At 52.6% G+C, this 18,419-nt stretch carries 22 protein-coding genes; 8 read left to right on the top strand and 14 right to left on the bottom strand.

Annotation, left to right across the window (positions count from 1 at the left end):
* Positions 1–110: 110 nt before the first annotated feature.
* The 3 genes from IM700_RS09560 to IM700_RS09550 are packed head-to-tail and all read right to left on the bottom strand — an operon-like array spanning position 111 to position 2,293.
* Entirely contained in the window at positions 111–737 is a 627-nt protein-coding gene (locus IM700_RS09560; RefSeq protein ID WP_193417339.1) for a CGNR zinc finger domain-containing protein, read from the bottom strand.
* Between the two features lie 48 nt (positions 738–785).
* On the bottom strand, positions 786–1,577 hold the full coding sequence (locus IM700_RS09555; protein ID WP_193417475.1) for a TrmH family RNA methyltransferase: 792 nt from the start codon (positions 1,575–1,577) through the stop codon (positions 786–788).
* Between the two features lie 41 nt (positions 1,578–1,618).
* On the bottom strand, positions 1,619–2,293 hold the full coding sequence (locus IM700_RS09550; RefSeq protein ID WP_155606134.1) for a potassium channel family protein: 675 nt from the start codon (positions 2,291–2,293) through the stop codon (positions 1,619–1,621).
* Positions 2,294–2,438: 145 nt separating this feature from the next.
* On the opposite strand from IM700_RS09550, the gene sspI reads away from it, so the two are divergent.
* On the top strand, positions 2,439–2,675 hold the full coding sequence (gene sspI / locus IM700_RS09545) for a small acid-soluble spore protein SspI (protein WP_193417338.1): 237 nt from the start codon (positions 2,439–2,441) through the stop codon (positions 2,673–2,675).
* Between the two features lie 68 nt (positions 2,676–2,743).
* Here sspI and IM700_RS09540 read toward each other — a convergent pair whose 3' ends face one another.
* The 4 genes from IM700_RS09540 to IM700_RS09525 all read right to left on the bottom strand — a co-directional run bounded on the left by IM700_RS09540 (position 2,744) and on the right by IM700_RS09525 (position 7,798).
* The gene (locus tag IM700_RS09540; RefSeq protein WP_155606133.1) at positions 2,744–4,327 is read right to left on the bottom strand and encodes a peptide chain release factor 3; all 1,584 of its coding nucleotides are present in this window, start codon (positions 4,325–4,327) and stop codon (positions 2,744–2,746) included.
* Positions 4,328–4,487: 160 nt separating this feature from the next.
* Complete coding sequence (gene zwf / locus IM700_RS09535; RefSeq protein ID WP_155606132.1) at positions 4,488–6,038, bottom strand: glucose-6-phosphate dehydrogenase; 1,551 nt, start codon at positions 6,036–6,038, stop codon at positions 4,488–4,490.
* Positions 6,039–6,210: 172 nt separating this feature from the next.
* A complete protein-coding gene (locus IM700_RS09530) occupies positions 6,211–6,960 on the bottom strand; it encodes a fused MFS/spermidine synthase (protein ID WP_193417337.1) in 750 nt (249 codons plus the stop codon).
* 25 nt (positions 6,961–6,985) lie between these two features.
* Positions 6,986–7,798 carry a YwmB family TATA-box binding protein gene (locus tag IM700_RS09525; RefSeq protein ID WP_193417336.1) on the bottom strand — a complete coding sequence of 271 codons (813 nt, stop codon included), beginning with the start codon at positions 7,796–7,798 and terminating at the stop codon, positions 6,986–6,988.
* A 69-nt stretch (positions 7,799–7,867) separates the two neighbouring features.
* Between IM700_RS09525 and IM700_RS23145 the strand changes: the two genes are divergently transcribed.
* Together IM700_RS23145 and IM700_RS23140 are read left to right on the top strand one after the other, a co-directional pair.
* Entirely contained in the window at positions 7,868–8,314 is a 447-nt protein-coding gene (locus IM700_RS23145; protein WP_239483753.1) for a GerAB/ArcD/ProY family transporter, read from the top strand.
* 7 nt (positions 8,315–8,321) lie between these two features.
* Positions 8,322–8,777 (top strand): Ger(x)C family spore germination C-terminal domain-containing protein, encoded by a 456-nt coding sequence (locus IM700_RS23140; RefSeq protein WP_272491437.1) that lies wholly within the window; start codon positions 8,322–8,324, stop codon positions 8,775–8,777.
* Between the two features lie 22 nt (positions 8,778–8,799).
* Here the strand turns inward: IM700_RS23140 and IM700_RS09515 are convergent, their stop codons facing one another.
* The 7 genes from IM700_RS09515 to IM700_RS09485 form a co-directional block, all read right to left on the bottom strand.
* Positions 8,800–9,453: a response regulator gene (locus IM700_RS09515; RefSeq protein ID WP_155606127.1), complete on the bottom strand. Its 654-nt coding sequence runs from the start codon at positions 9,451–9,453 to the stop codon at positions 8,800–8,802.
* On the bottom strand, positions 9,428–10,510 hold the full coding sequence (locus tag IM700_RS09510; protein WP_193417335.1) for a sensor histidine kinase: 1,083 nt from the start codon (positions 10,508–10,510) through the stop codon (positions 9,428–9,430). Before IM700_RS09510 ends, IM700_RS09515 begins: the two co-directional genes overlap by 26 nt.
* A 19-nt stretch (positions 10,511–10,529) precedes the next feature.
* Positions 10,530–11,180 (bottom strand): cell wall-active antibiotics response protein LiaF, encoded by a 651-nt coding sequence (gene liaF, locus IM700_RS09505; RefSeq protein ID WP_155606125.1) that lies wholly within the window; start codon positions 11,178–11,180, stop codon positions 10,530–10,532.
* 114 nt (positions 11,181–11,294) lie between these two features.
* Positions 11,295–11,996 carry a PspA/IM30 family protein gene (locus IM700_RS09500; RefSeq protein WP_155606124.1) on the bottom strand — a complete coding sequence of 234 codons (702 nt, stop codon included), beginning with the start codon at positions 11,994–11,996 and terminating at the stop codon, positions 11,295–11,297.
* A 3-nt stretch (positions 11,997–11,999) separates the two neighbouring features.
* Complete coding sequence (locus tag IM700_RS09495; RefSeq protein WP_155606123.1) at positions 12,000–12,500, bottom strand: PspC domain-containing protein; 501 nt, start codon at positions 12,498–12,500, stop codon at positions 12,000–12,002.
* A 5-nt stretch (positions 12,501–12,505) separates the two neighbouring features.
* On the bottom strand, positions 12,506–13,180 hold the full coding sequence (locus IM700_RS09490) for a PspA/IM30 family protein (protein WP_155606122.1): 675 nt from the start codon (positions 13,178–13,180) through the stop codon (positions 12,506–12,508).
* A gap of 64 nt (positions 13,181–13,244) precedes the next feature.
* The gene (locus IM700_RS09485; protein WP_059041158.1) at positions 13,245–13,541 is read right to left on the bottom strand and encodes a hypothetical protein; all 297 of its coding nucleotides are present in this window, start codon (positions 13,539–13,541) and stop codon (positions 13,245–13,247) included.
* A 354-nt stretch (positions 13,542–13,895) separates the two neighbouring features.
* On the opposite strand from IM700_RS09485, the gene IM700_RS09480 reads away from it, so the two are divergent.
* The 5 genes from IM700_RS09480 to IM700_RS09460 all read left to right on the top strand — a co-directional run bounded on the left by IM700_RS09480 (position 13,896) and on the right by IM700_RS09460 (position 18,403).
* Entirely contained in the window at positions 13,896–15,176 is a 1,281-nt protein-coding gene (locus IM700_RS09480) for an ArsB/NhaD family transporter (RefSeq protein ID WP_193417334.1), read from the top strand.
* Positions 15,177–15,241: 65 nt separating this feature from the next.
* Complete coding sequence (locus IM700_RS09475; protein WP_193417333.1) at positions 15,242–15,595, top strand: hypothetical protein; 354 nt, start codon at positions 15,242–15,244, stop codon at positions 15,593–15,595.
* Between the two features lie 132 nt (positions 15,596–15,727).
* Positions 15,728–16,222 carry a cation:proton antiporter regulatory subunit gene (locus IM700_RS09470; protein ID WP_155606119.1) on the top strand — a complete coding sequence of 165 codons (495 nt, stop codon included), beginning with the start codon at positions 15,728–15,730 and terminating at the stop codon, positions 16,220–16,222.
* Position 16,223: 1 nt separating this feature from the next.
* Positions 16,224–17,471 carry a cation:proton antiporter gene (locus IM700_RS09465; protein WP_193417332.1) on the top strand — a complete coding sequence of 416 codons (1,248 nt, stop codon included), beginning with the start codon at positions 16,224–16,226 and terminating at the stop codon, positions 17,469–17,471.
* Positions 17,472–17,545: 74 nt separating this feature from the next.
* Positions 17,546–18,403, top strand: coding sequence for a YitT family protein (locus IM700_RS09460; RefSeq protein WP_193417331.1), 858 nt, complete (start codon positions 17,546–17,548; stop codon positions 18,401–18,403).
* The last annotated feature ends 16 nt before the right edge of the window (positions 18,404–18,419 follow it).

Here is an 18,419-nt window from a genome sequence, read left to right as displayed (position 1 = left end):
CCTCCCATTTAACCTCCTTAACTCTATAATGGGTATTATATTTCATTAACATTAACCTGTAAATAAGAATTTTGGGTATTAATAAAATCAAACAAAAAAAACCCGGATACTCATCCGGGGTTCTTAGTTTCTTCATTCTCCGCTCGTTTTCGTCTTTCCAAATAGGCAGCCACCTTCATTCGGTTCCCGCACGTCTTCTGGCTGCACCACCTTCTGGTGCTATTCTTGCTGTTATCGTAAAAATGCAACACACATTGGGGATTTTCGCACTTTTTTACCAATCTCAAATCATACTTCGTTAATAAATCCACCGCAGCTTCCGCGACGGGTAGAAGCAGGTCGGCCGGTCTCTGGGCTTCAATGTGCCGAACCGAAAAGAATTGGCCACCCTGTTGGAGCAATGTTGTTGTGATGACCTTGCTCCTAAGGAATCGGTTAACTCGCTCTACCTCTTCGAAGGCTGCTTCCGCCCCTTGCATCCCCTGTAGGAGGATGGCATGTAGGGCCGTCCGCAGTTCGATGGCTTCCTCGACCAATGAACTTCCTGCCCTCCATTGGGTTACGGAATCCGTTGGTTGATCGACGAGTAAATCGGTTTGATTCAACCAGTTCCATACATCGTCTGACGTTTGCAGCAGATCCACGAGTTTCCCGTCGGCAACTACCTTCGTATTCATAAAATCCAAAGCAAGGTGGTTCCCTATAAAGCAAAAGGACGGAGCTATCTTTTTCGGCATCCTACCGCGCTCCTTATTTGCATTTTATTTGCTGACCAAAGGCTTGCCTTAACGATAATGCCGCTGCCGCATCGCCTCATACAGCAGGACGGACGCGGCCATCGCCACGTTCAGCGATTCGGCTTGGCCGCGCATCGGAATGAGCAGCCCGTCGTCCATCAGCGTGCGGACTTCCGGGCTGAGGCCGCTGCCCTCGCTGCCGAACAGCAGCCACACCGGCTGCGTGAAGTCGTAAGCGAAGCAGTTCGCGGCCGCCTGCAGGCTTGTGCCAGCCAGGCGGATGCCCCGCTGCTTCGCCAGCGGCAGCACCTCTGCCAGGTCGCCGTGCACGACCGGCAGGTGGAACAGCGAGCCCATGGTGGCGCGCAGCACCTTGGGCCCGTAAATGTCGGCGCAGCCTGCGCCGACAATCACCCCGTCCGCCCCGACCGCGTCGGCGCTGCGGATGATGGTGCCGACGTTGCCGGGATCCTGCACGCCGTCCAGGACCACCACCAAGCTCCGCTCGAGGTCCAGGAGCGGAGCGATCGTCCCGCGGTCCTTACGCACGACCGCGAACACCGGCTGCGGCGACTTCGTATCGCTGCACTTGGCGATCACGGCGGCGGACACGCCGATCCAATCGACGTCCAGCCCTGCGGACGCCGCTGTCTGCAGCTCGGCTGGTATGCCGCCGAGGGTGTCGTAGCAGACGCATTCCACGTCCGCCTGCGCCTGAAGGGCCTCCTGCACCAGATGTAGGCCTTCGATTAAATATTTGCCTTGCTTGTCCCGGTTTTTCTTCTCGAGCAGCCCCGCCCATTCCTTGACGCGGGGGTTCTGCAGAGACAATATTTCCATACCTACTCCATCCTCAACCAATGTTTTTCCGACCGTTTGTCCTAGGACTCCGCGTAAGCCAGCTCCAGCTTCGTCAAATCGTTTTTCTCGCCGACGATAACAAGCACGTCTTCTTCCGTCAGCCGGTCTGTTGCTGCCGGAGAAATATTCATTTTGCTGCCCTGCTTGATCGCCATCACGTTGCAACCAAACCGTGCGCGGATATCCAGCTCCTTGAGGTTCTTCCCGATCATCTGCGAGCTAACTCGCATTTCCACGATGCTGTACTCGTCCGATAATTCGATGTAATCCAATATGTTCGGGGATGTAAGATGATGTGCCACCCGAAGCCCCATATCCCGTTCCGGAAAAATGACCTTATCGGCCCCAATTTTTTGCAGTACCTTGCCATGCAATTCGTTCTGCGCTTTTACGACGATAAGCGGCCCGCCCATATCCTTCAGAATCAGCGTCGTTAAAATGCTGGCCTGGATATCCTCGCCAATGGCCACAACGACGACATCAAAGTTGCGAATCCCGAGTGCACGAAGCGCATCTTCATCGGTGGAATCTGCGGAAACCGCGTGTGTCACCAGATTCGCCACAGCTTGCGTATGATGCTCGTCGGCATCGATGGCCAGTACATCAAATCCCATGTTGCTGAGTGCAGTTGCCACACTTAAACCAAACCGGCCCATCCCGATGACGGCAAACTGTTTTTTGGCTGCATTTGCCATACTCTCACCACCCATAACATAATTCTCATCCGAATTAGTATACCACAATCCCGCAAAGAGCCGCTTATTTACAAGCTTGCATGTTCATGAAACCGATCGGGCAAATTAACACCGGGCAATCACATATTTCAAGGAGGGAAAAAACGTGCCATCCATTACACTCGACCTGCGTCAAGCGGTTATGCACAAAATCCACGGCCAAGACGAGCAGGGGCTGCGGGAGATGATCGAAGGCTCGATTGATGCTCAGGAAGCCGCGTTGCCTGGCTTAGGTGTCGTTTTCGAAACGATCTGGAAGCATATCGATACGTCGGAACAAAATGAACTGGTATCCGTGCTCAAGCAGCAAGTGGATCAGGCCAGCCTCAAACCGTTGAAATAGAACTGCCCGCTAAAACAAAGACCGCCTGTTCAAGGGCGGTCTTTGTTTTAACTAATGCGTATCGCCGATTAAGGCGCAGTTTCCAGGAACTTGGCATCCGGATTCTTCTCCATGGCCGTCCGCATCGCATATTCGTTTTCGAACAATGCAACGTAATTGCCTTTCTTGTCCTTCACCAGCGTCGAATTGATCCGGAACTTGGACGGATCGATCTTGTCGCTTACGATCCAGCGCGCGAACTGAAACGGCATCCGCTGCAGCTGCACATCCACCCCGTATTCGCCTTTCATCCGGTACTCGAACACCTCGAACTGAAGCTGCCCGACCACGCCAAGCAACGTGTCTTCGAAGCCGACCGTCGTGAATACCTGGATCGTACCTTCTTCGGTCAACTGGTCGATACCCTTCTGGTATTGCTTATGCTTCAGCGCGTTCTTCACCGTCACCTTGGCGAAGATCTCCGGCGAGAACGTCGGCAGCTCGTCAAACACGATTTCGCTGCCTTGGCTAAGCGAGTCGCCGATCCGGAAAATCCCCGGGTCAAATAACCCGATGATATCCCCCGGGTAAGCCTCACTAACGATATCCCGGTCCTGTGCCAGGAATTGCTGCGGCTGGGACAATTTGATTTCCTTGCCCGCACGCACATGCTTCACGGACATGCCGCGTTCGAACTTGCCCGACACGATGCGCAGGAAGGCGATCCGGTCGCGGTGGGCCGGGTTCATGTTCGCCTGGATTTTGAATACATATCCCGAGAACTTCTCGTTTGTCGGTTCGATCATGCCTTGCGTGCTGCGGCGTGGTTCCGGCTTAGGCGCTAGCTGCAGGAAATTGTCCAGGAACGTCTGCACGCCGAAATTGTTGACCGCGCTGCCGAAGAATACCGGCGTCAACTGCCCGCGAAGAACCTTCTCCAAATCAAAGGGATCGCCTGCGACATCCAGCAACTCGAGGTCCTGGCACAGTTGATCATGAAGATAGTCGCCTGCCATTTCACGGATCACAGGATCGTTATAGCTCTCTACCTTCTTCACCTGGATCGTGGAATGGTCGTCGCCCTGGAACAGCTCTACCTGATTCTTCATTCGGTCATAAACACCGGATAGTTCGCGGCCCATCCCGATCGGCCAATTCATCGGTACCGAACGGATACCCAGCACCTGCTCGATTTCCTCCATCAGCTCAAACGGGCTCCGACCCTCCCGGTCCAGCTTGTTAATGAAGGTAAAGATCGGAATGCCCCGTTTGGCGCACACCTGGAACAGCTTGATCGTCTGCGCCTCGACGCCTTTAGCCACGTCGATCAGCATGACAGCGCTGTCCGCCGCGGTCAGCGTACGGTAGGTATCCTCCGAGAAATCCTGGTGACCCGGTGTATCCAAAATGTTCACCCGATGGCCGTTATAATCAAACTGCATGACGGAAGAAGTGACGGAAATCCCCCGCTGCTTCTCAATTTCCATCCAGTCACTTGTTGCGTGTTTACTCGCTTTACGCGCCTTGACCGATCCGGCGAGGCGAATCGCGCCGCCGAACAGCAGCAGTTTTTCGGTTAGCGTCGTTTTCCCGGCGTCCGGGTGGGAAATGATCGCAAACGTGCGCCGTTTGTCCACTTCCTGCTGCAGCACTTGGTCCAATGCTTTGCTCATGCTCACTTTCCTCTCGTTCCACAAATTCACGTTCTCTATTGTAACATATTTTGTCCTTCCGTTAAGCAAAAACACCTTATGTCCTCGCCGGGACATAAAGGTGTTTCCAGCTACCCCTATTCTATTCGCCCGCCACCCTTTCGGGTGACGGGGAGATCCATTAATTCGGACTGATCCAAATGACGTTGTCTTCCTCCTGACCGTTCACCGGCCACCAGTGGAAGCCATCCTTCGCAAGCAGCTCATCGGCTTCCTTCGGTCCCCAAGAACCGGCAGGATACGTGCTGATGTCGGACGGATTTTGCGCCCAGGCTGCAGCGATCCGATCAACGAAGGCCCATGCCGTCGCTACTTCGTCCCAGCGGGTGAAGTAGGTCGAATCCCCTTGCGCTGCGTCATGAATCAGGCGTTCATAAGCCTCTGGCGAGTTGATGCCCACCAGGCAGCTTTGGCAGAATTCCATCGCCAACGGTTCAATTTGCGATTCCGAACCCGGCTTTTTGGCATTGATTTTCACGTAGATGCCTTCCATCGGGTTCACGCGAATGACCAGCAGATTCGGCTCTAATGTATGTTTTTGACCGAGATAAACATTGGTTGGCATCTGCTTGAATTCCACGACAACTTCCGTTGTCTTGACGGGGAGCCGCTTCCCGGTGCGGATATAAAACGGTACGCCCGCCCAGCGGAAATTGTCCACGAACACTTTGGCCGCAAAATACGTTTCCGTGTTCGAGTTCGGGTCAACCTTGTCCTCCTGACGATAGCCCGGCAGCTTCTTGCCTCTAGTTTCGCCTTCGGTATATTGCCCACGCACCACGTATTCCTTGACTTCCTGAGCCGAATCGTAAGGCCGCAGCGATCGCAGCACCTTCACCTTCTCGTCACGGATGTCCTCAGGGAACAAACGGCTTGGCGGCTCCATGGCGATCATCGTGAGCATTTGCAACATATGGTTCTGCCCCATATCGCGGAGCGCACCGGCATGATCATAATACCCGCCGCGTTCCTCTACGCCGACCGTTTCGCTCAGCGTAATTTGCACATTGGCAATATGCTTATTGTTCCATAGCGGTTCAAAAAAGGCATTCGCAAAGCGAATCACTTCAATGTTCTGGACCATTTCCTTGCCGAGATAGTGGTCGATCCGGTAGATTTCCTCTTCCTTAAACACCTGGCTCAATTCTTCGTTCAGCTTCTGAGCCGATTGTAGGTCATAGCCAAACGGCTTCTCAATCACCAACCGATGCCAACCGCTGGTGCTCAGCATGCCGCCCTTCTGCAGGTTAAAGGATACGCTGCCGAACAGCTCCGGCGCCAGCGCCAGATAAAACAACCGGTTTCCGGGAATGCCAAATCGCGTTTCCACGGATTCGGTCAATTCTCTGAGCTCGCGATAGCCATCAACGTTATTGATGTCCAGCGACTTATAGGAGAAATGTTCGGCAAACCGCGCCCATTGTTCCTTGTCGCTGATCTTATATCGGCAAAATTCTTCGATAGAACGATAGAGATCGTCCTTGAATTCCTCGTCTGAACGCGGACGCCGGGCCACGCCAACCACGGCGAAATCCTCGGCCAATTTGCCTTCACGATATAAGGAATAGATGGCCGGGAAGAGCTTGCGGCGCGCCAAGTCTCCGGTGGCACCAAAAATGAAAAATACCGCCCCTGGGGGCCGAACAGTTTCCTGAGTTAGATTTTCAGCCATGGCTCCTCATTCTTTCTATGTAAGATTAGTGATGGTTCATTTAATTCCCGATCAAGTACATGTCTTTACATGGCATCACGGGATGTGATGCCATTTTAGCATATTCGCTACTTGGATGCCATCATATAAATTTCAGAAAACAATCGCTTTTCAGAAACTTATGCAAACCTTTCTACGAAGTCCTGTCATGAATAAGATACCCCGCTCGAGGCTTGATCTCTTCAAAACCTGCCGTGTGGTGGGTTTGATAGGTGATCGGCTTGTGGCTACCCACAATCATCATATTTCGCTGATCATGAGGTTGATCCGTCGGCAGTGTAAACACCCGAACACAGGTCATCACTTCCCGCAATGTCGAGGTCAGTGCAGCAACCCACGTGTCGTCGGCTCCCCGGCCGAACACGTTCAGAAGTAATAAACCTTCCGGACTCAACCTCTCCGCGGCAATTTGAAAGAAACCTAACGACGTCAAATGGGACGGCGTACCCTGTTCGGAAAAAGCATCGACAATAATTCCGTCGAAGATTCCCGGGTTCTCCTGTTCCAGCAGGTAGCGGCCGTCCCCGATTCGCACCGAATCTCCCGAATAACCGAAATACGTTCGGCTAATTTCCGCCACAAGCGGATCAATTTCCGCCACCATGATACGAACATCCTTCAAATGACTGGCCAACGTCCCCGCTCCCTGGCCGATCATGAACACCCGGCCTAGCGCCGGAACGTGTTGCCGAAGTAGATACAGCATCGCGCGCGGATATTCTAGTATGATCCGTGCGGGCTGGTTCATATCCATAGCGCCCTGCACCGCTTCGCTAGCGAATTGCAGGACGCGAAACAAACCACGCTCTCCATACAGCTCGTCCGTTTCATAGACGGAGATTTCCGAGTAGCGGCTTCGTTCATGCAGCAGCAGACGTCGCACCAGCTTCTCGCCTCCTTGATTTTCACTAATATTCCACGGTCAATAACGGTGTGCCGATCGTGATCTCATCCATTCCGATGCCGCTGTTTCGGTGGACCGCTAATTGCAGCGCCACGCGATGCCCGCCGCTTTGGACAGCAATCGGGAAGGCGTCAACCACGTAGGTGCGGCTAGCCGTTTGCTCGTCTGCAAACTCTTCTGCCTGCTTTAATTTAAGTTTGGGTATTTGATTGATTTTAGCTTCCAGTTTGTCGAACGTGACCGTTAGCTTGGCCTCCCCGGAATTCGTCTCCCCATTGGCTGCAACTGCAGGCCAAGCCACGCCCTGAACGGCTGCGTTCCAATCGGTTTGGACCCCTTCATCCGCCAGGGATTCCCCTGCGATCCGCTGCGCTTCCTGTAGACGCTCCAATGCCGCTTCTTTCCCACCTACCGCTTCCAATCGAAGCATCGCGTAGTGCGTGCCTTCCGCAAGGTTTGTCAGCTCCAACTCCGCCGGAAAACCTTCGATATGACCCTTGGCCTCATAAACCGCGCGCCCCTGAACGGATCCTGCTTTCGGGCTCGGCAATCCTAACCGGCTGGCTAACACACCGGCAGCTTCTTCCGGAGAAAGCAGCGAGCTCCATTCTCCCTGCCATTTCAACGTCAGTTGAAAGGGATTTGACGTCACCGCTTGGCCCATAGAATACAAGGCGGCCAGTTGAAACTCCGCCGCTTCTAGCGGGCCCGGGGCGGTGGCTTCCCGCCCCGTTTCTTTTATGCGCTGCAAACCAACTAGCAGCATGGCGCAAATGAGGATCAACAAACCGATATTCCATAACTTACGGTTTTGCATGCTACGAACCTCCTCTGCGAATAATAAACCATGAATAAAGAGCCAGAACATTTCAGATGGGAGTAGTCTATGATCCGCTCACCGAAGCCAACGAAACTTCATGCCATCATGACCTTGATGCTCACCATCGGGATCACCAACCATGTCTTCATCATACCCGCGTTGCTGCAAATGGCCAAACGCGATGCCTGGTTCTCCGTGCTCCTTGCTGCTGTACCTTTTGCGATTATGGTGTGCTTGATTGGGTTCGCTTCGTCTCGGATCGGCACTCAGCCCCTTCCCGAATGGATTCGCCAACAACTCGGGCGAATTCCTGCTTTTTTGTTTCAATGCATCATCATTGTGTATTTCTTCGCAACAGCGTGGTCTAGTTTATTCGATACCGGCGGTTACAGCGTTATTGCCTCAGATAAGCTGTACGACCGAAGTCTGGAAGGGGGAGGGCAAGCCCGTTTCCCAAGTGAAGCTAGTCGGCGCTTATGCTATTGCGCAAGGAGCAAATCGCGGACTCGTTAATCCAACTATGCTCCAGGGCGCCAGATATATCGCTTTCGATCGAATGGACAAATTTCCGTTGACGCTAACCTTGGAAGACAGTACGCCGGTAACGCTTAGCATTATCCATAGCCATTCGGACGTCGGGGTAAGCACTGAAGGGGAGCACCCTAAGGTTCGTATCCGAGCGCGGGTCAAAGCCTATATCGCGGATGCGGGCATGGCCAGGAGGGCCACCGCCGCCGCCATCGATGAGCTGGCGGAGAAGAAAATTGAACAAGACACCCGGCGTTCCTTTGATGCGGCGAAGGCCAAAGAAATCGATATCTACAACTTGGAAGAGAAGTTGTACCGCGATAACCAGGCACGTTGGAAAGAGCTAATGTCCCGCGGCAAGCCGCTAATCACCTTGATGGAACTGGACGAGGTCCAGGTCGAAATGAAGCTCGTTCATTCCTCCTCCTATAAATTGCTGAACCGGTAAAAAAAACGGTTTGTCGGAGATATTACTCCGCCAAACCGTTTTTATAAGCGTAAATAGCCGCCTGGGTGCGATCCTCAACCCCCAGCTTTGCCAATATATTGGTGACATGGAACTTAACCGTTTTGATCCCGATAATCAGATCATCGGCGATGTCTTGATTGGATTTGCCTTGGGCCAGCAAACGCAGAACATCCATTTCGCGTTCAGTTAGCTCCTCATGAGCCGGAGCCTCCACCTTCGGCTGACGGAACCGGTTCATCATCTTGGAAGCGACCTGCGATTCCAGGACCGATTGGCCCCGGGCCGCAGCACGGATCGCCTCAGCGATTTCGGATGCTCGCGACGTTTTGAGCAGATAACTGAAAGCTCCGGCTTCGATAACAGGGTACATCTTCTCGTCGTCCAGATAACTGGTAAGCACGATCACCTTGCAGTCCGGATGCTGCGCGAGCAGTTGCCGGGTAGCTTCGATTCCGTCCATCCCCTCCATGACGAGATCCATCAGCACGACATCTGGCCGGTATTCCTGCGCCAAGCGAATTCCTTCTTCCCCGCTGCTGGCCTCTCCGACGACCTCGATGCCGTCTTCGGTGCCCAGCACCGCCGCCAGGCCGATTCTCACCATTTCATGATCATCCACAAGCAGTACTTTAATCTCCTTGTCTTCCATCTCCATGGCTGATCTCTTCCCCGCTTTCTTCATTGATTAGTGGAACGGTAATCTCAATGCGCGTCCCTTTGCCGGGCGCGGTAATAAACTGAATCGATCCGCCGATTTCATGGATGCGTTCCTGCATGGTGGACAGACCGTAGGAGGCCTGCTTCTTATCATCCAGCTCGAAGCCGATGCCGTTGTCGCGCAGCGTCACCTTGACCGCTTCGCCCCGGCGGTGGATCCGGATCTCCATCTTGTCCGCCTTGGCATGTCGCAGCGTATTGGACATCGCCTCCTGAATGATGCGGAACAAATGGTTCTCGATGCCCTTGCCTAAGCTCAAATCCTCGTCCATCTCGAGCGTTAAATCCATCGGGACCTTGGTTTTCAATTCCTTGACCAAATCGCGCAAGCCTTGGGACAACTCCTTGCCTTCCAGGTAAACCGGCCGCAAATGAAGTAATAACGCTCGCATTTCCGACTGGGCGACCGAAGCCATTTCCTCGATCAATTCCACCTGGCGCTGTGCCCTATCGAAGTCCTTCTCCAGCGTTCTCCCTACGGCCGTGGCCGTCATCGAGATGGCGAACAGCTGCTGGGACACGGCATCATGCAGCTCACGAGCGAGCCGCTGCCTCTCCTCCACAATGGCTGAAACTCGAGCCTGCTCGGCTAATTGGGCATTATGCGTCGACAATCGCTGAAGGGAAGACACTTGCTCCTCCCAGCGTTTACCGATCCGCTCCAGTTGCTCGGCCAGTCGGCCGAGTTCATCTTCGCCGAGCTTTGGAACGCTCCCGGTTTGGTTGCCTTTCTCCCATTGCAGGAGCGCTTCGCGTAGTCCGTCAATTTGGCGTTTGGGACGATATCCCTGAATTAAGCCGTAAGCCGCACCGATGATGATCAGCAGCGACAGTAGCGTGACGCCGGCCTTAATCCCCGTCCTCCAGGACGTTTGGGGGTGAAAATACCCATATGTATACAGCACGTAAAAGGTGGCCGCCATCATAATGACAGACAGGAGAATTCCTCCGCGCATGCTGCGGGATACCATATTGCTTGGCTTTTTCGATTTCATGCGGGACGTTCCTCCTGTCTTAAGTTAAACGTATATCGACATCCCCTACAAGATAGGAAATGATGATTTTCACTTTTTGTTCACGGATCTCATAATTCGGCGACTTCCAATACAGCCGATTGAGCATGCCCGTTTCTTTATCTTGGCTGAAATCGATTTGCCCGAACAGAACGAACGCTTCGATCTCCACGCCGTAATCCTCCGGAATCACCAGATCGACATCCCCGACGATCCCTTGAAACATAAGGACGTTATGTCCCCCTTCCACCATCGCCAGCGACAAATCGATGTCCAGCTCCCCGAGCACATGCCACATGCTCGTATTCCGCAAGCTCCACGGATCGCGGTCCCATCGGATACTGGAGGTGATGTTTTGCTTCTGTACATAATTGCCCTGGGGCTGCGTTTTGCGAATTTTCGCGTAGTAATAACCAAGTGAGATCATCAGAATCGCCAGGACCAACATAAAGTGGTCAAGCAGGATCATCCCTCCGCCGATCGCAAGAAAGATATAGCCGGTTTTGACCTGCTCTCCCTGCCGGATCTTATAAATGCCGAACGCAAGAAACAAGAGGGCGACAATGGTGAAGAAACTCAGCCACTTCCCGAAAATCAACAGTACCCCAAATCCAATCAAAGCGATGGCTAAGAACCTTTTCCGTGTATCCATATGCCGCACCTCCCTGCAGGTTCATAGAGTTGTAAAAAGCCATAACGGTATGGGACCCCATACCGCATGGCTTCACCAGTATTTAGAATATCACAATGTCCAACGGACGTGTAGTTATTCCTTGTCTTCTTCGCGTTCCGCGGTCGGGTTCAATTTTGCTTTCAGCGCTTCAAGCTGCGCATCCACCTTCAACTGCTTCTCGGCATCTGCTGGGCTGACGTACGTGGAAGGCGATGTGCCCCGATAGACAACGCCGGCCACTTCGGCTTCGGCTTCCAACTGCATGATTTTCTCTTCCATCCGGTGGAATCCGAGCGAAGCGTTGCCGCTTTCGATCGTATGCAGGCTGCTGATTTGCGACATTTGCTTTCTAGCTTTCGCCATTTGCGCACGGCTCACCAGCTCGTTCCGTTTGTTGCGCAGTTTATAGAATTCGTCCTTCATCTCATGCAGCTGTTGCTTGAGTTCAGCCGCCTGGGCCTCGGATTGAGCATGCAGCTCGGCGAATTCCGTTTGCTTTTGATCGTAATGAATTTTCTCTTCCAGCATTTTGCGGGCCACTTCTTCTTGCCCGTTGCGGAGAGCAATTTCAGCTTGAGCTTCCCGTTGCGTGGAGATGCGAGCCGCTTCGTCCAAGCGTTGCTTCATCCGGCGTTCATTGGCCATTTGCTTGGCCACCGTCACTTCGGCGTCGCGAATTTCAGCCTCCATATCGCGCAGATACTGATTGAGCATGACAATCGGGTCTTCCACCTTATCCAGCAAGTCGTTAACAGATGCTTTCGTAATATCTTTAATTCTTTTGAATACTCCCATGTTTTACACTTCTCCCTTCTCGTAGTCGGAGAGCTTCTTACGCAGCTCATCCAGTTCTTTTTTCATCGCTTTCTTCTCGATATCTTCCATCATGGAATCCAGATTAGAAGCTCCCGGGGCGGCATGGAAGCCGGTTCCCTGAGCGCCCGCGCCGTATTGCGGCGGCTGGGTTCCGTAAGTATTTCCGTTGGGATTTCCGAACGGCGGGCGGGCACCGAAACGGGGATCCTCGTAGAAGTCCCGGCGTTTGGGGCCGTAACCCGGCTGCGGGCCTCCGCCCGGCCATCCGCCGTTATAGTACGGATCGTGAGGCGGATACGGCTCCTTGGAGATGACCAAGGTGGCGATAAAGTAGATGAAAATCGTTGTCCCGCCGGTGAAGAATATGCTTAGAAAGGCGATCAGCCGGAGCACGCCGACGTTAATGCCGAAATATTCGCCCAACCCGCCGATCAAACCGCTGATCCAGCGATCCCGTCGGGAACGATACAAAGGTCTTCCCATCGATCTTACTCCTCTCCCTTGTTATTCAGCTTCTGCTTCAAGCGGGAGAGCTCCTGTTCCAGAGTCGATTGAATGGCGGAACCGGCTTGGTTTACGAAATCCGTACCCGCTCTCCGCAATTCACGCAGGCTGCGGGCTTCCCATTCCATATCGGACACCCGATCCTCCAAGCGATGGAACATCTTCGGCACATCCTGCACGCCGTAACCGCTCATCCGCTGGTTCATCCGCTGCTGTAAACGAAGCGTCTCCATTCTTGCGTAATAATATTGACGTTTGCTATAGACGACCTGATATTCGGTCTTCAATTCATTCAGCTGAGCTTCCAATTCCTGCAGCGATTCCAAGCTTTGCGAGTACAATTCGGTGTATTGCTCCACCTTTTCCTCATACAGCATCTTCTCCTGCAAGGCCAGCTTAGCCAAGTGCTCCTCGCCTGCTTTCAAAGCGAGCAGCGCTTGTTCCTCGCGTTTGTCGCGCATGACCTTGGCTTGATCCACCTGCTGCTTCATTTGCTTAGCATGACCGCTGTATTGGTAATGCAGCTTCTCGGCTTCGGCGATTTCCTGCCGCGTCTCGATCAGGAACTGGTCGATCAATCTGACCGGGTCTTGGGATTGCTCCAACTTTTCATTCAAAGTAGCTACCGTAATATCTCGTACCCGACGAAATACACTCATGACACCCTTCCCTCCTAACCTTTCGGTCCTCATTTCAAGTTGTTTTGCGTGTATGCTATTTAAATCAGTAGCTCCGTCTTCCTCTAAGGGAAGAGATACCGTATACGATTAATCCGATACCCAAGAGCGGAACGATCAACCAGGCCAGCTTGGAGATCAGGGAAATGACCCCGAAAATCAGCACCAGCCATCCGAAGAAGGCGTTCCCCCGGCGAATCCCGTAATAGCCGAGACCGATCATCACGATCGCGATCACCAGGCCGAACAGGCTGCCCAGGAAGGGAGTCAACTTGCCGAGCAGAATCAGAGCGCCCAGGGCAATTAGTACAATAGCGAATACATTCGGTCGATTTGTTTTCATCGATTTATCACCGCCTCTCATTTGATCAACCTTATGTCTTTATTCTAGGTGGATTATAGGTTTTCCAAAACGGACTACGGACGGTTTTTCAACCTAGACCTAAGTCGAGGATGTGCTCAGCCCAAGGGTTTACAGGCTAGGAGGCCGTTCCCCCCGCAAATCCTTTACTTTTAAATAAAATCAGTCTATAATGATGTGAGTTAGACCAAACAATAGAAAATGAGAGTTATCGGAGGAGCCTGCCATGTAGCGGGCTCTTTTTGCCTTTTTTTCAACCAAAATGGCATAATTCTGTCCCTGCATGGCAATCTAAAGATACCTCGAATTACGGCAACCTTGGAGAGGAGAATTCATTTGGAGCAACAAGCAATCTGGGCTATTATCATCTTTTTATTAACGTATGCACTGATCATTTCGGAGAAAATCCATCGTACACTTCTGGCCATGGTCGGCGCCGTCCTGATGATCATCTTCGGCATCATTGACCAGGAATCGGCGATCCATCACATCGATTTTAATACGCTAGGTCTCTTGATCGGCATGATGATTATCGTGAATACTACAGCGGAAACGGGATTGTTCAAATATATCGGAATTTGGACGGCCCGGAAGGCCAAGGGTAACCCTGTAACGATCCTCTGGCTGCTCGCGCTAATCACGGCAGTGGGTTCCGCCTTCTTGGACAATGTGACAACAATCATTCTCATGGTGCCTGTCGCCTTCAGCATTACCCGTCAACTCAAGGTCAAGGCCTTCCCGTTCATTTTCTCACTGGTCGTCGCCTCGAATATCGGGGGTACGGCAACCTTGATCGGGGATCCGCCGAATATCATGATCGGCAGCGCCGTAAAGGAACTGACCTTTGTCGCTTTCCTGCAAAACCTGGCACCGATCGTCATCGTGATTCTGGCGGCCACTTTGCCGCTTCTGGTGATGATGTTCCGCAAGAGCATCCAATCGACACCGGAAAATCAGAAGAATATCATGAACATTAGCTTGAATGGCTTGATCACGGATCGGAGCCTTCTCACGAAATGCCTCATCATCTTAGGCCTGACGTTGCTGGGCTTCTTCCTACACCAGACATTCCATCTGGAATCAGCCACCGTGGCTTTGGCTGGGGCTTTCCTGTTGCTATTGCTCACCGGAGAGCATGTGATGGAAAGAGCGTTTCGCAACGTCGAATGGCCAACTATCTTCTTCTTTATCGGATTGTTCGTCTTGGTCGGCGGATTGATCGAAACCGGGACCATTAAGCGGTTGGCCGAGTGGGCCATCGACCTGACCGGAGGCGACCCATTAACGTCTTCCATGCTCATTCTTTGGCTAAGCGCGATTGCCTCTTCTTTCCTTGATAATATCCCGTTCGTCGCAACGATGATCCCGATGATCCAGGATATGGGGGCCATGGGAATCAGCAACCTGGAGCCGCTTTGGTGGAGTCTAGCGCTTGGCGCTTGTCTCGGTGGCAATGGATCGCTGATTGGAGCCAGTGCCAATTTGATTGCCGCAGGCATGTCCGCTAAGGAAGGGGAGCCGATTTCGTTTATGCGCTTCCTTAAATACGGCTTCCCGCTAATGCTCCTATCGATCGCGCTCTCGAGCGCGTATATCCTTATCCGGTATTTCCTTTGAAAAGGAAGATGTCGGTATGCTATCCTTAAGATAAGTAATTCGATGTCCAAGGGGAGGGATTAAGCATGAACACGCAAAACTCAAGTCTTCGCTGGTTGGTTGCTGTGATTTTGTCGTTGTTTATGGCTTTTTCCCTGCCTTCCTTCCTTTCAACCCCACTTCAGGCGGAAGCCAGCGGGGAAGAAACGTTAGAAACGGACTATCACACTGTCCACCACAAAGTACCGCTGCGCCTCAACAATGCAATGTCCAAAGGTAAACTGTTTATCGACAGAACCCCGCATCAACTGGATACCGTCCCGGCCCTGATCAGCTTTTTGCTGCTGGCGCCAGGGGTGCGTTTCCGCCCTTTATATTGCCTGCTGTTAAAGCGGCTCCTGCTTATGCCCATCAAATTTACGAGTATGTTCGTGGCTTAACCCAAGTTGACATGTTTTGAAACTAGCCTTCTGCCTTGCTTTCACGTTTTCAAAAAACGAAAAACGCATGAGGCTTATTTTGCAATACCCAAAATGGGAATGATGACTCTAAAAACTGGAGGCTTGACTCAAATGAATCTCAAAGAAACAGATCTGCCGGGAATCGGAAAAAAATTCGTGATCCAGGCTCGCAGCGGCGACAAACTGACGATTATTATTCATGATGACGGCAGACGCGAGCTATATCATTTCGATCACGACGATCCGGACGACAGCGTCTCCATGGTAACCTTGGACGACGATGAAGCGAGATACGTCTCGGCCATCGTCGGCGGCGTGACTTACAAGCCTACGGCTTTGGAGAACATTGAAGTCGCTTTAGGCGATCTGATCATTGAATGGTATAAATTAGAGCCTAATTACAAAGCCATCGGTCATACGATTGGCGAGCTCAAGATCCGTCAACGTTCCGGAGCGACCATCATCGCTGTTATTGAGAAAAATCACAAAAAACACATCAATCCTGGACCCGATCTCATGCTAACGGCCGACGCGATGGTCGTCGTGTTAGGCGAACGGCTCCACCAACAACAAATTAGACAGATCCTATTGAATGGAAGTGGTTGAATTGGATCATCTCGTGCTTGAGATCGGTCTGGCCATCGCCCTGATTGCGGCGGCCGGACTGCTCTCCGCTAAACTTCGTTTATCCGTCATCCCGTTCTACATTCTCATCGGGATGGCCGTTGGTCCGCACGCGATGGAACTCGGACATTTGGATTTCCGCTTCATTGAAAGCGCGGAGCTCATCGAGTTCCTCGGTCGGATCGGCGTCTTGTTCCTGCTCTTTTATTTAGGTCTCGAGTTCTCCGTCAGCCGGCTCATCAAATCCGGCAAATCGATCGTGCTTGGCGGAAGCATATATATCTCCATTAATTTTGCCTTGGGCATCATTTTCGGCTGGGTAGCCGGCTTCCAATTCGCGGAGGTCCTCCTGATTGCCGGTATCACCACCTTCTCCTCCAGTGCCATCGTGGCTAAAGTACTCGTCGATTTGAAACGGACCGCCAACCCCGAAACGGAGATGGTCCTAGGTATTACTATGTTCGAGGATGTTGTCCTCGCTCTCTACATTTCCGTCCTGTCGGGTTTAATCTTAAGCGGTTCGTCAACGATTGGCGGCATCCTGTTATCGACCGCCATTTCTTTTGGCTATATGCTTGTTCTGTTGCTTGTCGGCAGAAAAATTGTTCCCTTGCTCAACCGCGCACTAAATATCCGTTCGAATGAGTTGTTTATCTTAGTCGTGTTCGCGGTTCTCTTCCTGATTGCCGGATTCTCCGAAACGCTGCACGTTGCCGAAGCGATCGGTGCCTTGCTGCTTGGCCTCGTGCTCGCGGAGACGGAGCATGTAAAGCAAATCGAGAAATTCGTGATCCCATTCCGCGATTTCTTCGGAGCGATTTTCTTCTTCAGCTTCGGTTTATCGATCGACCCGACGGAGCTTGGCGGTGCCGTCTGGTATTCACTGGCTGCCGTAGCCATTACCTTGATCGGCAACATTACCGCCGGAATGATCGCCGGGCGAAAAGCCGGATTGTCTCCGAAGTCATCGATGAATATCGGCCTCACGATCATGGGCCGCGGGGAATTTTCCATCATATTAGTTAATCTGGGGAAAGCCGGCGGGCTGGCGTCCATTTTGCAGCCGTTTGCCGCATTGTACGTGCTGGTCCTGGCGATCCTGGGCCCGCTGCTCGCGAAGGAGAGCAAGCATGTCTTTAAGCTGCTGGATAAAGTGTTCCATTTCGAAGCGCGGCATGTGAAGCGGAAGGAGCAGCAACAACAGCTTCAAGAGGAAACTTCGCCGCAATAACGGCCTGATCCGGTTACCAGGTTTATGAACCGCCTACCCTTGAAGATGGTTTCATCCCGTAAGGAGGGGTCGGTTTGAAACACCAGATGAGAGTACATTCCTCCGGGAAGATTCGCGGTGGCATGAAGCATGTATTTCCGGCGTTTCCCCGTGCCGTTGGCGTCATTGCCGGGGCAATGCTTGCCTCCGTCGGCTTAGAGCTGTTCCTGATGCCCCACGGCATCGTCGTTGGAGGGATGACAGGTTTATCCGCATTACTGGCATTAAAGACGGAGTTGCGGCTCGGATTATTCTTGTTTTTGCTAAATCTGCCGCTGCTTCTGTTCCATCGCAACAACATCCATTGGTCCTACGGGATCTTCACAGTGATGGGAGTATTGGTATTCTCACTCGGGACCCTCGTGCTCCATCCCTACCCCTCCTTGATTGCCGAACCGCTGCTGGCGGCGCTAATTGGCGGGGTGGCTCTGGGACTTGGGCTCGGTTTATCCTTACGTTTTGGAGGGGCTTTGGACATCGCCGAGAAAGCCGTAAACCAGTTCCGCTATGGAAGGTTGTCCCCGGAACGGATCTTGCTTTTGCTGAACTGCCTGATCTTAATTGGGGCCGGCTTTCACTTCGGCTTCCTTCAAGCCCTTTATTCAATCATCGCCTACCTGTCTGCCTTTGAAGCAATCAAGCTTCCGGTACAAGGTACGCGCTTGGCCCAAACCGTGCATATCAAGAGTCGGCATTGCGCCGTCATCCAGGAGGAGCTGCTGCGGTACCTAAATCGCGTGGCAGTTTACCGGCAGGAGCCGACAGGGACCGGGAACGAGAACGGGATTGGCATATTGGAGTGCCAATGCCACCGGCTGGAGAGATCTCGATTCATCTCCGTCGTCCATCAATGTGACCGTGAAAGTGAAATCACGTTTGATCCGAAGGATTAGAAAAGCGAGCCGCAGA

This window comes from Paenibacillus rhizolycopersici (assembly GCF_014947195.2).
GTDB classification, from domain to species: Bacteria; Bacillota; Bacilli; order Paenibacillales; family Paenibacillaceae; genus Fontibacillus; species Fontibacillus rhizolycopersici.
This window is presented reverse-complemented; position numbering and strand designations above follow the sequence as displayed.